The sequence below is a fragment of the Autumnicola aciditolerans genome, from assembly GCF_041679265.1.
In the GTDB taxonomy this organism is placed as follows: domain Bacteria; phylum Bacteroidota; class Bacteroidia; order Flavobacteriales; family Flavobacteriaceae; genus Autumnicola.
On sequence record NZ_JBGFSM010000014.1, the window covers coordinates 48,779 to 63,978 of the forward strand.

The following is a 15,200-nucleotide window of genomic DNA, read 5'->3' on the forward strand; positions in this document are numbered from 1 at the left end:
ATTGAAGATGAAATACCTTTTGGCGCTGTGTTTATTGTTTCAGGTTTTTACTTCTGAAGCGCTGGCCCAGCAATACAAATATCACACTGTTGCTCCCGGGGAGACGGTAAGCAGTATTGCCCGTACCTATAACATTACTAAAGAAGATATTTATAAGTATAATCCCGATGCAAAAAACGGGATAGATGCTTCAGCAAAACTTGTTATTCCTCTAACTTCTACAGAAGCTCCTGCTAATGATGAGGCGGTAACTTTTATTACGCATAAAGTTGCCAAAAAGGAAACGCTTTTTGGTCTTTCCCAGGAATACAATGTGGAGATTGAGGATATTAAGCGTTATAACAAGCAATTGTATTCCAAAGAACTTCAAACCGGGGAAGAAATTCGAATTCCGGTAAAGGCAAAAACTCCCCCGTTACAAAATAATGCTGCTGCAGCCAGCCCTTCAGGAACAAATAGCCAAATCCGGCCGCAGGATACCCGTAATACGCGGGAACACGTGGTGCTTCCAAAGGAAACTAAATATGGCATCGCTCGTAAATATGGCCTTACCGTACAGGAACTGGAAGAAATGAACCCAAAAGTTGGCGTGCTGCAGCCAGGGGTGATGCTGAAAGTAGGAACAAATGTGCTTGATGATTCTGTAATTATTACCGATGAAACTTTTGAATTCTACGAGGTGAAGCCAAAGGAAAATTTCTTCAGGCTAACGCAAAAGTTCGGCATTGATAAAGATTCCCTTATCGCACTCAATCCCGCACTTGTAGACGGGGTAAAATCCGGTATGGTTTTAAAAATTCCTGCAGATCCCGATACCAACACCAGCGGTTTGAACATAGATAATTTTGAAGAAGCTGCCGGAAAAAGCGTACACCTAAAAGATGCCATTGCCAATTATGAAACCAAAGAATTGGTAGTTATGCTTCCTTACAATCTGGATAAAATAGAAAGTGATTCTATAGGTACTTACAAAGATGCCATCTTAAATGATAGGGTGCTTCGCATTTCTCTAGATTTCTACAGTGGAGTGCTTATGGCTGTGGAAGAGGCTAAAGAGTTAGGCATTTCTACAAATTTAAGAGTTTACGATACCAAATATGATACAAGCAATGGTGCCCGTGAAGTAAACAATATTATTAATACTCATGACTTTAGCAATGTAAATGCAGTTATAGGCCCCTTTTTCCAGGCTGCCTTAGAGGCTGCTGCGGCAAGGCTGGCTTCGCAAAATATTCCAGTTATTAGTCCGCTTTCCAACAAAGCGATGAGGCCGTATATGAACCTGCTGCAATCCCGTCCTACAGATGAGATGCTGGTGGATGCCATGCTGAATTACCTGCAAAAGAACGCGCAGAATAAAAATGTGGTGGTTATAGCAGATGGCAAAAATTATGAAATAAAAAGCAGGCTGGGCCAGATTCTTCCCAATGCGCGTTTTGTAAATCCTTCTGAAGGATATGTTTCTGAAAGTGCCATGGACGCCGCTTTAGCTCCTAACAGGGAAAACTGGGTGATTTTGGAATCTGATAATGTTGGGGTATTAAGCAGTGTGACTTCCGGCCTAAACCGCCTTGCCAGAAATAAAAATATCAGCCTTCTTACCACCAGCAAAGGAAACGGGTATGATAATGATAATGTGGCCAATGAACATCTGGCCAGGCTAAAATTCCGTTATCCTTCCGTAGATAAAGAATTTAACGATACTGCTTCAAAAGAATTTATAGAAGAATATACAGAGAAGTATGGTGTGAATCCTAATCAATATGCGGTGCGAGGATATGATCTTACTCTTGATGTGCTGTTAAGGCTTGCTGCTTCAGAAGATCTTTATGATTCTTTTGAGCGCTTTAAAGGCTACACCGAATATTATGAAAATAAATTCCATTATTTGCCAAAATCAGGTGGAGGTTTTCATAATGACGCCGTGTATATTATGCGTATAAATCCCGATCTAACTTTAAGTGTTGAAAATGACTTCTAGAGTAATATACCAGGGCGGTTTAAGGACCCAGGCAGAACACCTGCAAAGCGGTGCGAAGATGATTACCGATGCGCCCGTAGACAATCATGGAAAAGGAGAAGCTTTTTCTCCAACAGATACTGTTGCCACTGCACTGGCTACCTGTATGCTAACCGTAATGGGTATTAAGGCTGAAGCTATGGAAATTGATATCACCGGGGCTACGGCTTCAGTAACTAAAACCATGGCAGCCGAGCCACGCCGGATTTCCCAAATTGAAGTGGTAATTGAGTTTAAAGGTGATTTTGAAGAAAAGCAAAAGAAAATCCTTGAAAATACTGCCAGAAATTGCCCGGTATTATACAGCCTTCATCCTGATATTGTAAAAAATATCAGCTTTCATTATCATTAATGCGCAGGTTATTCCTTCTTCTATTCGGTTTAATTTTCAGCATTAATGGATTTGCTCAAAAAGAAAGGGAAAAGATCAGTTGGGACAAAGACAGGCCTTTGGTTTGGAGCGATTTTAAAGGAAATCCGGCGCCACTGAGTCCTTTTAAGGCAAATACCAATGCCGGGATTAGCTTTTCATGGAGCTATAGCGAAAATGGGAGCGATAAGGAATTAAAATATACGGCAGAAAGTTATTTCTATCCGCAACTGTCCTGGAAGAAGGTTGTTAAAGAAAAAGAATTTTTACTTGCGCATGAACAACTGCATTTTGATATAGCGGAACTTCATGCAAGGATGCTGCGCAAAGCGCTTTCAGAATATAAAATTGGCATAAACGTAAAGAAAGAGCTTGTTGCACTTTATAATTTGTATGGAAGAAAACTCGAGGAAATGCAGCAGCAGTTTGATAAGGAAACCAATCACAGCAAAATAAAGGAAGCCGAATTGGAGTGGCGGGATTTTGTAAAAGAGGAACTTGATAAATACCAGGCTTACGCCAATTAAAGACCGGCTACTTCAGCTTTTGCCTTTTCAAAATCTTCCATTATTTCCTTTACAATTTCGGCAGCGGGTTTTATGTCATGGATCAATCCTGAAATCTGTCCAATTTCAAGTTCGCCTTCTTCCAGGTCACCTTCAAACATTCCCCTTTTTGCGCGGGCACGGCCAAGCAACTTAATAAGATCTTCTTTTTGAGGATTTTGAAGATATAACTCCTGGATATCCTGGTAAAACTTATTTTTTAGAAGTCGCACGGGTGCCAGTTCCTTTAAAGTAAGCACGGTATCTCCTTCCTGCGAATTAACCACAAGCTCCTTGAATTTCTGGTGGGAAGAAGCCTCGTTAGAAGCCACAAACCGGCTGCCAATTTGTACGGCATCTGCTCCCAAAACCATGGCGGCAAGCATTCCGCGGCCGGTAGCAATTCCCCCCGCGGCAATCAGCGGGATTTCAAGTTTTTCCCTTACCATAGGGATTAAGGTAAAAGTAGTGGTTTCATCCCGGCCATTATGGCCACCTGCTTCAAAACCTTCAGCAACCACAGCATCAACGCCTGCTTCCTGGGATTTTAAAGCAAATTTCAGGCTGCTCACTACATGAACCACTATTATTCCATGTTCCTGCAAATGCCTGGTCCAGGTTTTTGGATTTCCGGCTGAAGTAAATACAACCGGCACCTTTTCTTCAATAATAATCTCCATTATTTCCTCTGCATTAGGATAGAGCAGGGGAACATTTACGGCAAAAGTTTTTTTTGTCGCCTCTTTGCATTTTTTTACGTGCTGCCTTAAAACGTCAGGGTACATGGAGCCGGCTCCAATAATTCCCAGTCCGCCGGCATTGCTAACGGTGCTGGCCAGCTTCCAGCCGCTGGCCCAAACCATTCCTGCCTGGATAAGGGGATATTGTATATTAAAAAGTTTAGTTATCCGGTTGCGGGACATAAAAGTTGAAATTTCCCCGAAGTTAAGAAATAACTCCGGAACCCAGCAGTTCATCTCCGTTATACCAGGCGACAAACTGTCCTTCTGTAATGGAAGCCTGGGGTTCTTCAAAAACGATATACATCCCATTTTCAGTCTGATATAATTTTGCATCCTGCAATGGCTGGCGGTAACGAATGCGGGCTTTTACCTCCAGTTCTTCATCGGCCTGCAATGCAAGATCTTTTCTTACCCAATGTACTTCATCATTGTTCACAAAAAGCGCTTTCCTGTAAATCCCGGGATGGTTTTTTCCCTGGCCGGTATAGATAATGTTTTCTTCCACATCGGTATCAATTACAAAAAGCGGTTCCGGGGTGCCACCAACTGCCAGCCCCTTGCGTTGGCCTTTGGTAAAATAATGGGCGCCCTGGTGTTTTCCCACCACTTTGCCATCTGTAGCGGAATATTGGTATTTTTGGGACAGGTGCTGTAATTCCTCAATTTTTGAGGTGAAATCGGTTTTCTTTTCTGCGGAAAAACAATCTTTTTTGGCTTCAATTTCTATAATATTTCCTTCTTTAGGCTGTAATTTCTGCTGAAGAAAATCCGGAAGCCTTACCTTTCCTATAAAACATAATCCCTGGGAATCTTTTTTATCTGCCGTAACAAGATCTTGTTCTTTAGCGATTTTACGGACTTCAGATTTTTGCAATTCCCCGATTGGAAAAAGGCTTTTGGCCAGTTGCTCCTGGGTTAACTGGCAAAGGAAATAACTCTGGTCTTTATTATTGTCTTTTCCCGCCAAAAGCTGGTATATCGTTTCACCATTTTGCTGAAGTTCACCTTTGCGGCAATAATGGCCTGTGGCCACATAATCTGCACCCAGGGAAAGGGCAATTTTCATAAAAACATCAAACTTGATCTCGCGGTTGCAGAGAACATCTGGATTTGGCGTTCTGCCTCTTTCATACTCGTTGAACATATAATCCACAATCCTTTCTTTGTACTGTTCGCTAAGGTCTACGGTTTGGAAGGGAATGCCCAGCTTATCGGCAACCATCATGGCATCATTGCTGTCGTCCAGCCAGGGGCATTCGTCTGAAATAGTCACCGAATCGTCATGCCAGTTCTTCATAAAAAGGCCTATTACCTCGTAACCCTGCTGCTGCAGGAGATAGGCTGATACACTTGAATCTACACCTCCGGATAGCCCGACAACTACTTTTTTCATAACTATTTTTCCATTTTAATTTTAGGAAGTATTACCAATTTACCAGTTGTTGTTTGTGATAACAACATATTAATACTGGCATAACCTATTTAAGTTTCGCATTAATACCTACGAGGTTTAAAAACCTCGCAGGAGAAACTTAGAGATTGTGAGCGGCCAATACTCCTGCTTCCTTTATAATTCTTCTTTAAAGTCGAAAAATGTTTTGCAAAATTACGAAATAAAAAAAGGTGGCGAAAGCCACCTTTATATTTGTATTTTTAGGATTTTCTATCTCTTTTCGAAGACGATACTTATTCCGGGAAGTACATCAGGTTCAAAAGTGAATTGCGAATCACCTGTGAAATTCACGTTCCCTTGCTGGCGTCCAAGGATAGGAATACTAAAACTGTATTTTGATTGTCCTTCATTGCTCCAGGTGCCTTCTTCAGCATCAGATTCACATACGTCATCGCTTTCAGCATAGTATTCGGAATATGCAGTATTATCACTATTAAATGTTATGTTGGACCGCGTGGTACATTCATTTACTTCAAAGGGTAGGTTGCCTGTACCATTAACTTCAGCTAAATGCCAGGTTCCCAGAATATCATCATTCCCTCCGGCATCATCGTCATCACTGCAGGAAATAAAAAGGCTTAGCGATAGCACTAATAAAAATATCTTCTTCATAATAGGTTGTTTTTAAGGGTTAAATGTATAAAATTTTTTAAGGTTGATAATGTTTTTCTTCCTTAACTTCCCCATTTTCAAAATAATACCAGGTTCCAGATTTGAGATCTTCTTTATATTGCCCTTCGATAATTTTCTCTCCTTTGGCATTATAATATGTTGCAGGACCATGCAGTTCCCCATTTTTAAAATAAAGTTCCTGCAATAACCGCCCCCCTTCAGAATATACAAAACTTTCTCCATTCTTTAAGCCATCCCTGTACATGGTTTTTTCGGTTAGCTGGCCGTTTCTAAAGTAGGTTTTCTGCAGGCCGTTAAGCTGGTCCTTTTTGTATTCTTCCGTCATCATGGTATCCCGGGAAGCCTGGTGGTAATACACCCAACTTCCTTCTCGTTTTTTATTCAATAATTGGCCGGTGCTTATGGGGTCTCCTTTCTGGGAGTAATAGGTTGCCACAACAGTATCATTGCCTTTTTTAAAATCTAGGATAGCAGAAGGATGTTTGGGAAAACCTTCTTTATAAAAACTGAATTTACCCGTTTCCTGCCCATGATCAAAATTTCCTTCAAATTTTAATTGCTCCGTCCCTTCAAAATAAACCTTCCAATGCCCGTGACGGTTTCCATTATCATCATAAGCATTTAGAGTTTTTTGGCAGATAGATTTCTGAAAAGCCAGAACGGTTAAAAAAATGAACACAGGGTATTTCATAAGATTGCGGTTGGGTATTAAACTGTAAAATTATGGTTTTAGTATTCTCAGGAAGAAATGCCTAAAAAAAATAAAGGTGCGAAAATAGCTGTTATTCCACGCACCTTTACTTTATTAGCTTAAAAATATTATTTTTTGCCGCGTTTTTGCTGCTCTTCTGCCTGCTCCATCATTTCCTGCATTTTGCGGGTAAAACGGTTTTGCTTTTTCGGTTTTTGCTTATTCGCCTGGATTTTTGCATGGACTTTCTCATCATCTACAATAACATTTTTAATTACCAGCATAATTCCAATGGTAATAAGGTTGGAGACAAAGTAGTATAACGAAAGCCCGCTGGCATAGTTATTAAAGAAGAAAAGCATTAATAATGGTGAGAGGTACATGAGAAATTTCATGTTAGGCATTCCCGGTTGCTGGCTGGCCTGCATATTCTGCCCGGTAGTCATCGTCATATAAATAAAAATAGCGATGGAAGCCAGGATAGGGAAGAGGCTCACGTGATCTCCGTAAAATGGAATGTGGAACGGTAAATTGGCTACCACATCATAACTTGAAAGGTCATCTGCCCATAAAAAGCTTTTTTGCCTTAGCTGAATGGCACTCGGGAAAAACTGGAAGAGCGCGTAAAAAACAGGAATCTGCATTAAAGCCGGCAAGCAACCGCTCATAGGGCTCGCCCCGGCCTTGCTGTACAGCTTCATGGTTTCCTGCTGCTTTTTCATTGCGTTGTCCTTATACTTCTCATTAATTTCATTAATCTCAGGGCGTAAAATCCTCATTTTAGCCTGGGACATATAAGATTTATAGGTTACCGGAGAAAGTATAATTCTCACCACGATGGTCATTACAATAATCGCCAGCCCATAGCTTGGGAGGAAGCTGCTTAAAAACGCGAAAAACGGGATGAAGATATACCTGTTTATCCAGCCGAAGATTCCCCAACCAAGTGGTACAATTTCATCCAGGTTCCTGCCGTAATCATCAAGAATTTTATAATCTGTTGGCCCGTAATACCAGTTCATGTTATAAGTAAGCTCGCCGCCCTGGAGTTGAAGTGGCACACTGGTGGCAAATGCTTTGGTATAAAGCGTATCCACTTCTTCATCTTCCACCAGATTTTCTGAACGAAAATTTGCGGTTTCAAAAGGAGTATCCGTTAAAAGTATAGAAGTAAAGAAGTGCTGTTTATAAGCCACCCAGTCAACATTATCTTCTTCATCTTCCTCAAGGGATCCACGTCCAAGGTCACCGTCATTATCGCCCTCGTAACCGTAATTAAGCTGTGTATACCGATTTTCATAGGTAATACTTTTGGAGTGCCTGTAACCTTTTAATTTCCAGTCCAGGTTAATTTGTTGATTGCTGTCAAAAACATCACTTAATCCCTGAGATTTTATACTGAAGCCCATCATATAATCGCCTGGCCTGAGTACATAACGATATTCCAGATATTCGTTTTCTGAAACTTTAAGCTTCATAGATAATACCTGGTTTTCCCCGCTTTTGGAAAGTTCCGGTTCAAAAAAGAGGTTTTTGGTATTGAGGCTGCGGCCGTCTGTGGTCGTGAAATTAAGGTTGAAGGATGCATTTCCGTCTTTAATAAGGTAAACGGGGATGGAATCGAAGGTTTTAAAATTCTTTAACCTTGCTTCAGAAATATACCCCCCTTTGTTATCCACCTTTATTTCTAGGACATCATTGGAAATAGTGGTGGTATTCTTAGAAGCCGAGGGCAGGGTAGCGGAATAACCAAAAGCGCCTAAACGCTGCTGTGCAGCTGCCAGGGCTGTGGAATCCTGCCCGGTATAGGTAATTTCTTCTTCTTCAGGAGCAGGGGTGTTTTCCGCCGGGTTTACTTCTACCTGTTCTGACTCCTGTTTTTCTTCAATTTGTGCTTCTTCCGCAGAATTGTTGTACAACATCCACAACAGGATTCCGCCAATAAGTAAAAATCCAATGATGGATTGAATATCTATTTTCTTTTCTTCCATTCTAATTTGCTATAGCTTGGCTTTAGTCAAAAAAATGACCAATTATGATTTTTGTGCCAACTTGGCACTTTTAATTTTTGAATGTTCGTGTGCGGCTTTTACAAATGCCACAAATAAAGGGTGCGGGCTGGCCACCGTACTTTTATACTCGGGATGATATTGTACGCCCACAAACCAGGGATGTTCTTTTAGTTCAATTACTTCCACAAGGCCGGTTTCCGGATTAATGCCCGTTGCTGCCATTCCCGCTTTTTCCAGCTGTTCCCGGTATTTGTTGTTGTACTCATAGCGGTGGCGATGCCTTTCTTTAATTTCATCTTTCCCGTAAACTTCTTTGATGATTGATTCTTCAGCAAGATTACAATCCCAGGCTCCAAGCCTCATGGTTCCGCCCATGTGGGTAATATTTTTTTGTTCTTCCATAATATCAATCACCGGATGTTTGGTATGGGCATCCATTTCGGTGGAATTGGCCTTCTTAAGCTGCAGTACATTTCTGGCAAATTCAATTACGGCCATTTGCATTCCAAGACAAATTCCCAGGAAAGGAAGTTTATTTTCCCTGGCATATCTTACGGCGTCAATTTTACCTTCAATGCCACGTTCACCAAAACCAGGGGCAACAAGTATACCGTCCAGGTGTGATATTTTATGCTGAATGGTGTTTTCATTAATAAATTCTGAATGAATGCTTTCCACCTTTACCATCACCTCGTTCTCGGCGCCCGCGTGTATGAAGGATTCCAGGATAGATTTATAAGAATCCTGAAGTTCCACGTATTTGCCTATTAGCCCAATACGCACTTCGGCTTTAGGATTTTTATGCCTAACCAGGAACTTGTTCCAGTGTTCCAGATTGGGAGTGGAATCATCGGGCAATTTTAGCTTTTTCAGGGTGACCGCGTCCAGGCCTTCCTTCAGCATCATATTGGGCACGTCGTAAATGGTATCGGCATCTATAGACTGGATCACCGCTTCCTGCCTCACATTACAGAAAATAGCCAGTTTTCGCCTGATGTCATCAGAAAGTTCGTGCTCTGTACGGCATACCAGGATATCAGCTTTAATTCCGCTTTCCATAAGCGTCTTTACGCTGTGCTGGGTGGGTTTGGTTTTTAGCTCGCCCGCGGCAGAAAGGAACGGAACTAAAGTAAGATGGATCACCAGCGCATTATCATCTCCAAGTTCCCATTTTAGCTGGCGTACCGCTTCAATATAGGGCAGAGATTCAATATCGCCCACGGTGCCGCCAATTTCGGTAATTACAATATCATAATCGCCGTTATTCCCAAGAATCTGGATGCGTTCCTTGATTTCATTGGTAATGTGTGGTACAACCTGTACGGTTTTCCCCAGAAATTCGCCACGGCGTTCTTTTTCTATTACGCTTTGGTAAATTCTTCCGGTAGTCACGTTGTTGGCCTGGGAGGTATTTACGTTAAGGAATCTTTCATAATGGCCAAGGTCCAGGTCTGTTTCGGCGCCATCATCGGTCACATAACATTCTCCGTGCTCGTAGGGGTTTAGCGTTCCAGGGTCAACATTTATATAAGGGTCCAGTTTCTGAATAGTGGTTTTAAAGCCACGCGCCTGTAAAAGTTTTGCCAAGGAAGCTGCAATAATCCCCTTTCCCAAAGAAGAAGATACGCCGCCGGTAACAAAAATATACTTGGTTTCGGCCATTTTGGAAGTGTTTGTTGCGTTCTTTTTATTCAGGGCGCTAAATTACAAATAAGAAAAGAAAAAGAGTACAACTTATGGCGCTAATATTTTAGACTTTTTTAAGAAATCACAGCTCTTAAATTGAGGCTTATCCCTGGTAGTGCTTTCTTATTTTTCGCAGAATACCTTCCATCCCGTTTAGCTTAAGCTCATATACCTGTTGCATCTGCTGGCCCAGTTTACCTTCGGGAAAGCCTTTTTGTTTGTACCAGACCAGGTAATACTCCGGGATGTCAGAAATATAATAATCCTTGTATTTCCCAAAGTGCATTTTAGCATGTGCCAGTTCAAGAAGTGCTTGTTGATTTGGTTTTACTTCCATTTGTTATTAAACCTGTGAGGGGTTTAAATGTACGGCAAGATTTGAAAATTTTTCTTTATTTAATGGTTTTACCACATATTCAATAACCCATGGATATTCTGTAGCTTTTTCATGGTCCAGTTCACTGGTGCTGGAGGTTAAAATCACCGTCCTGTGGGTAATTCCGATATTTTTCATTTTATCTAAAAAGTCCCACCCACTCATTTCGGGCATATTCAAATCCAGAAAGATAAGGACATCTTTCTTTTCTTCCTTCACCACTTCAAAGGCTTCCACGGGATTTGTAAAATCTTTTATATTTTGATCATAACCTTCAATTTCCAATAACTTTTTGGTTATAAAATTAGCTATAGGCTGATCGTCAATCAGGTAAATTGGACTCATATTTTTTCAGCTTTTAGCTTCACCAGTTCCTGTGAAGCCATTTCAATTACTTCTTTCAATACCACATCCATTTCTTCTACAGAAGTCACTAGTTTTGGAAACAATTCTTCGCGGCAGGTCTTATCATCAAAAACCTCCAGTAACTGGATGATTCCCTGTATTCTGGATAATGGTTCTCTTACATTATGTGCGTTAAGGGCAGAAATATGCAGTAGTTTTTCATTTTTCTGAACGATTTCCCTCGTACGTTCTTTTATTACTTCCTTTTGGTTCTCTACAATTTCTCTAATCTTGCCATTTTTAAGTTTTATGGTTTTATAGGCATCAGCCAGAGAAGCATTTTTTTCAGCCAGCTGGTTCTTAAGAAAGATTTCCTGAAATTTAGCTTCCAGGCAATCTGTTACTAGCTTCAATATTTCAACATCACCGTAGGCAAAAGGCGTATTTTCATCGGCAACAAGGGAAACAAGTACTTTTCTTTCATTTTTCTGAAAAGACCAGGCCCATAATTCAGGATTTTGAAGCTGCTCCAGAGACAGTTTTCCTTTTAAAATTTCCTGCGGAATAACCGGTGTTTTTATTGGAACACCATCTTTTAGTAATTGTTCTTCAAAAGCTAAAACAGCTGTTTTGGAAATGATTCTACAGGAGATATCATTTCTAAAAGCAGAAAGAAATAAAAACTCATCTTCCTGCTGAAGCAGCATCCTGATGGCGTGATAATTCAGCAGGTATTTTAGATGTAGCCTCAAATCTTTAATAACCTCAGAAATTGTTCCGCAGCGGTTTATCCCATTGGCGAATTTAGAATATGCCTCATAGGTGATACGGTAATGCTGGGCAATGTTATTGGTGAGGGTGGCCATCCAAAGGCAGTAAAATTACTCTATAGTTTCCAATAATTCATTGTCTATTCTTATTCCTGAAACATCAGCTATGGTGTTTAGCATGTTCACCAGGTCTGCCTGCGCCATAAGTTCCTGAATTTCTTTTTTCGAGAACCCGGCCTCCTGAAGTTCCTGGAAATCTTCATCAGAGATTTCATCATGATTCAGCGCTGCTTTTGTTACCACGTTTACGGCTGTACGATAGCTCACGGGCATAGATGGGGAATTAATATTTTCTGTAGCTTTAAAGCCTTCTTCCTCAGATATCATGGAGCTCATGCTATCGGCAAAAATTCCGTGAGCATGGGAGCAATACTGGCAGCCTCTTTTTTTAGAAACGTTGTAAATAATAAGTTGTTTAAGTACGTTAGGTACCTCGCCTTCCATTAGGGTATTTTTAAGTTTACCCCAGTTTCCTTTAAGAAGAGTGGCATTATCTCCCTGGCATTTAAACCAGTTAAGTACAAAGGGAAGCTGTAGTGTTTTTTTGGTATCGTCGTAAATTTCTTTTACTTCAGGAGAGGCTTCTTCATAAGATACCATAGTGTACCTCCCTGCAAGTGTAGGGTTTTGCTTAATCATGTAGGTTAAATTAATTTGAATAATCTGGGTTTATTCTGAAAGTTTAACTTTCAAAAGCAAAATAAAGGTAAAAAAAGATAATTCCTAAAGAACTGTGAATATTTTAGGCTTTGTTTAATAATTCGAGCTATATTTTCAATAAAGAATTCCTAAGGAAACTGCCTGGTAAGCAGCATTAGTTAAAAGTTTTATAATTAAAGATTTATATAGCCTTGCTTTATCTTCTTTTGGATATTTTCGGAACAAAATAATTTTTAAAACAGTTCACTATGGCCATAATGGGTTCTATAATAAAAAGCCTTATCGATCTCAGGGATAACCTTGTTTCTGAGCCTGATGCTCAAAAAGCACAGCGGGAAGAGCTTACTAAATTGCTGAAAAAAGCAAAAGATACTGCCTTTGGAAAATACTATGATTTTTCCGGTATCCTGAAGGCCGAAAATATAGAGCAGACTTTTGCTGAAAAAGTTCCTTATTTTGATTATAACAAACTTAACGGCGAATGGTGGAGCAGGTTGCATGAAGGCCAGGAAGATGTTACCTGGCCGGGAAAGCCTCCTTATTTTGCCTTAAGTTCTGGGACTACCGGAAAATCCAGTAAAAGAATTCCCGTAACCCAGGATATGGTGGAGGCTATTCGCAATGCAGGGATAAAACAGGTGAGTGCACTTAGCAATTACGACCTGCCGCCAGATTTTTTTGAGCGGGAAATTATGATGCTGGGAAGTTCTACAGACCTTCACAAGGAAGGAGATCATGAAGAAGGCGAAATTAGTGGTATTAGTGCCAGTAATATCCCATTCTGGTTCCGTGGCTATTACAAACCCGGGGAAGATATTGCGAGCATAGATGAGTGGGATGAGCGGGTACAAAAGATCGCAGAAACAGCTAAAGACTGGGATATAGGGGCGATAAGCGGGATTCCCTCATGGACAGAACTCATGTTAAAAAAGATTATTGAATACCACAATCTTGAAACCATTCATGACATCTGGCCAAATTTTAAAGTGTATGCATCGGGTGGGGTTGCTTTTGAACCCTATGAGAAAAGTTTTAATGCCCTGCTGGAACACCCGGTGAAGGTTATTGATACCTATCTAGCTTCCGAAGGCTTTTTAGCACTTCAGGACCGTCCCGATACCCAATCCATGAAACTAATTTTGGATAATGGAATTTATTTTGAATTTGTTCCTTTTAAGCCTGAATATATAAATGAAGACGGTTCTATTAAAGATGAGGCTCCCGTTGTTCCCCTTTCTGAAGTTAAAGAGGAGGAAGATTACGTGTTGCTTATAAGCACTGTTGCGGGGGCGTGGAGATATGTTATTGGGGACACGGTGAAGTTTACCGATGTGGAGAAACATGAAATCCGGATTACCGGAAGGACAAAATTCTTCCTGAACGTGGTGGGTTCTCAGCTTTCGGTAAATAAAATGAATGATGCCGTGAAAGAGCTGGAGGAGAAATTCGATATTAAAATTCCTGAGTTTACACTTGCCGCAGTGCGTATTGACGGGGAATTTTACCATTCCTGGTATTTGGGAACCGATGCTGATATTGAAGATGAAAAACTGGCTGAAGCCCTGGACGAAGTGTTGAAAGATGCTAATAAAAACTACAAGGTCGCGCGTTCCAAAGCACTTAAAGGGGTAAAGGTAACCAAGGTGCCGCCGGAATTATTTCCCGAATGGAGTGGTGCCAATAAAAAGAAAGGCGGCCAGGTAAAAATGGAGAAAGTGATGAATGAAGAAAAATTTGCCGAGTGGGAAAAATTTGTAAAAAAGCAACTTGGCTAGAACTACTTTAATTCCTCAACCAGTTCTATAATTTCTTCTTGAGAAAGATACAGAGATTTGATACGATTCTTGTATTTTTCTGAAAGGTCCGACTGGTTGAGGATAAAATCTTTGGTGGCAATGATATATTCCCCAAGGCCATGGTTAACGGCGTAGGTATCAGCCATTCTTTCAGCTTCTTTTAAATACTTCTTGGAGGTAATATATTTAATGCCAAACCAGAACATGCCAAGAGCACTTCGATCTTTATAATCCATGATATGGCCCAGCTCGTGGCCAATCCATCCAATGAGCACATCAGAAGGAACATTGGTAAGATCAAATTCTTCCCCTTCAATATTAAAGCGTTCGCTCATATTTACATAATAGGAGCGTTTGCCCTTTGCTTTTAAAAAATCTCCCACCTTGGGCTGGGCCTGCATAAAAGACTTCTTTATATTCTTTTTAAAACGAAATTCTATGGGAGTGTCCTTTAATTCCGGGTAGTGGGAAAGGGCCACATAGGCCTCTCTCCATATAGCGTCCGGAACAATTTTATTATTAAATTCTAGACTGTCTTTTTGGTTCATAGGTTGAGAAAATACTTGGGTAGATATTAGAAAGAGTAAGGCTATTATTGAAAAGTATGGATTTCGGGCAACGTTCAATTCTTATAATTTAAAAAATTAATGATTTGTGTTCCTTATAAAGTTAAGGATAATGCCAGCATTGGGGAAAAGAGCAGAGTTAAAATGAATATAAAAAAAGAGGCAGATTTGGAGTTATAGCCTTGAAATCTGGACATAAAAAAAGCCTTACAAAACAGTAAGGCTGAAAAATATAAAATAAATTAGGTATTATGCCTGTTTGACATTTACCGCATTCAATCCTTTTCTTCCTTCTTCCAAATCAAAAACTACTTCGTCATTTTCCCTGATTTCGTCAATCAAGCCATTAGCATGTACAAAGTATTCTTTGTTTGTTCCTTCTTCTTTAATAAATCCAAATCCTTTTGTGTCGTTAAAGAATTTGACAGTTCCTTTATTCATTATATAAAAATTAAATTCGGCCAAAGGTAGTTA

General features: G+C 40.3%; 16 protein-coding genes. 4 read left to right on the top strand and 12 right to left on the bottom strand.

Going from position 1 to position 15,200, the window contains the following annotated elements:
- The first annotated feature begins 7 nt into the window (after positions 1 to 7).
- From AB8M93_RS14610 to AB8M93_RS14620, 3 genes are read left to right on the top strand one after another with little or no spacing between them, the layout of a single operon-like run.
- Positions 8 to 1,981 (top strand): LysM peptidoglycan-binding domain-containing protein, encoded by a 1,974-nt coding sequence (locus AB8M93_RS14610; protein ID WP_373058981.1) that lies wholly within the window; start codon positions 8 to 10, stop codon positions 1,979 to 1,981.
- Positions 1,971 to 2,372 (top strand): OsmC family protein, encoded by a 402-nt coding sequence (locus tag AB8M93_RS14615; protein ID WP_373058983.1) that lies wholly within the window; start codon positions 1,971 to 1,973, stop codon positions 2,370 to 2,372. The genes AB8M93_RS14610 and AB8M93_RS14615 overlap by 11 nt, the downstream gene beginning before the upstream one ends.
- The gene (locus tag AB8M93_RS14620) at positions 2,372 to 2,917 is read left to right on the top strand and encodes a DUF922 domain-containing protein (RefSeq protein ID WP_373058985.1); all 546 of its coding nucleotides are present in this window, start codon (positions 2,372 to 2,374) and stop codon (positions 2,915 to 2,917) included. Before AB8M93_RS14615 ends, AB8M93_RS14620 begins: the two co-directional genes overlap by 1 nt.
- Here AB8M93_RS14620 and AB8M93_RS14625 read toward each other — a convergent pair.
- The 10 genes from AB8M93_RS14625 to AB8M93_RS14670 form a co-directional block, all read right to left on the bottom strand.
- Positions 2,914 to 3,858 (bottom strand): NAD(P)H-dependent flavin oxidoreductase, encoded by a 945-nt coding sequence (locus AB8M93_RS14625; protein WP_373058987.1) that lies wholly within the window; start codon positions 3,856 to 3,858, stop codon positions 2,914 to 2,916. The two genes, AB8M93_RS14620 and AB8M93_RS14625, sit on opposite strands and share 4 nt — an antisense overlap.
- A 22-nt stretch (positions 3,859 to 3,880) precedes the next feature.
- Complete coding sequence (gene mnmA / locus AB8M93_RS14630) at positions 3,881 to 5,071, bottom strand: tRNA 2-thiouridine(34) synthase MnmA (RefSeq protein WP_373058989.1); 1,191 nt, start codon at positions 5,069 to 5,071, stop codon at positions 3,881 to 3,883.
- A gap of 270 nt (positions 5,072 to 5,341) precedes the next feature.
- A complete protein-coding gene (locus tag AB8M93_RS14635; RefSeq protein WP_373058991.1) occupies positions 5,342 to 5,743 on the bottom strand; it encodes a lipocalin-like domain-containing protein in 402 nt (133 codons plus the stop codon).
- A gap of 37 nt (positions 5,744 to 5,780) precedes the next feature.
- Complete coding sequence (locus tag AB8M93_RS14640) at positions 5,781 to 6,455, bottom strand: toxin-antitoxin system YwqK family antitoxin (protein WP_373058993.1); 675 nt, start codon at positions 6,453 to 6,455, stop codon at positions 5,781 to 5,783.
- A 128-nt stretch (positions 6,456 to 6,583) separates the two neighbouring features.
- Positions 6,584 to 8,446, bottom strand: a complete 1,863-nt coding sequence (yidC, locus tag AB8M93_RS14645; RefSeq protein WP_373058995.1) for a membrane protein insertase YidC — start codon at positions 8,444 to 8,446, stop codon at positions 6,584 to 6,586.
- A 42-nt stretch (positions 8,447 to 8,488) separates the two neighbouring features.
- Complete coding sequence (gene pyrG, locus AB8M93_RS14650) at positions 8,489 to 10,129, bottom strand: CTP synthase (protein WP_373058997.1); 1,641 nt, start codon at positions 10,127 to 10,129, stop codon at positions 8,489 to 8,491.
- A gap of 127 nt (positions 10,130 to 10,256) precedes the next feature.
- A complete protein-coding gene (locus tag AB8M93_RS14655) occupies positions 10,257 to 10,490 on the bottom strand; it encodes a DUF3820 family protein (protein ID WP_373058999.1) in 234 nt (77 codons plus the stop codon).
- A gap of 6 nt (positions 10,491 to 10,496) precedes the next feature.
- The gene (locus AB8M93_RS14660; protein ID WP_373059001.1) at positions 10,497 to 10,874 is read right to left on the bottom strand and encodes a response regulator; all 378 of its coding nucleotides are present in this window, start codon (positions 10,872 to 10,874) and stop codon (positions 10,497 to 10,499) included.
- Positions 10,871 to 11,740 (bottom strand): phytochrome family protein, encoded by an 870-nt coding sequence (locus AB8M93_RS14665; protein WP_373059003.1) that lies wholly within the window; start codon positions 11,738 to 11,740, stop codon positions 10,871 to 10,873. Before AB8M93_RS14665 ends, AB8M93_RS14660 begins: the two co-directional genes overlap by 4 nt.
- A 15-nt stretch (positions 11,741 to 11,755) precedes the next feature.
- Positions 11,756 to 12,343: a carboxymuconolactone decarboxylase family protein gene (locus tag AB8M93_RS14670; RefSeq protein WP_373059005.1), complete on the bottom strand. Its 588-nt coding sequence runs from the start codon at positions 12,341 to 12,343 to the stop codon at positions 11,756 to 11,758.
- Positions 12,344 to 12,612: 269 nt separating this feature from the next.
- On the opposite strand from AB8M93_RS14670, the gene AB8M93_RS14675 reads away from it, so the two are divergent.
- The gene (locus AB8M93_RS14675; protein ID WP_373059007.1) at positions 12,613 to 14,139 is read left to right on the top strand and encodes a GH3 family acyl-acid amido synthetase; all 1,527 of its coding nucleotides are present in this window, start codon (positions 12,613 to 12,615) and stop codon (positions 14,137 to 14,139) included.
- Between the two features lie 2 nt (positions 14,140 to 14,141).
- Here AB8M93_RS14675 and AB8M93_RS14680 read toward each other — a convergent pair whose 3' ends face one another.
- Together AB8M93_RS14680 and AB8M93_RS14685 are read right to left on the bottom strand one after the other, a co-directional pair.
- Entirely contained in the window at positions 14,142 to 14,708 is a 567-nt protein-coding gene (locus AB8M93_RS14680; RefSeq protein ID WP_373059009.1) for a hypothetical protein, read from the bottom strand.
- A gap of 267 nt (positions 14,709 to 14,975) precedes the next feature.
- Complete coding sequence (locus AB8M93_RS14685) at positions 14,976 to 15,167, bottom strand: cold-shock protein (RefSeq protein WP_373059011.1); 192 nt, start codon at positions 15,165 to 15,167, stop codon at positions 14,976 to 14,978.
- Positions 15,168 to 15,200: the final 33 nt, after the last annotated feature.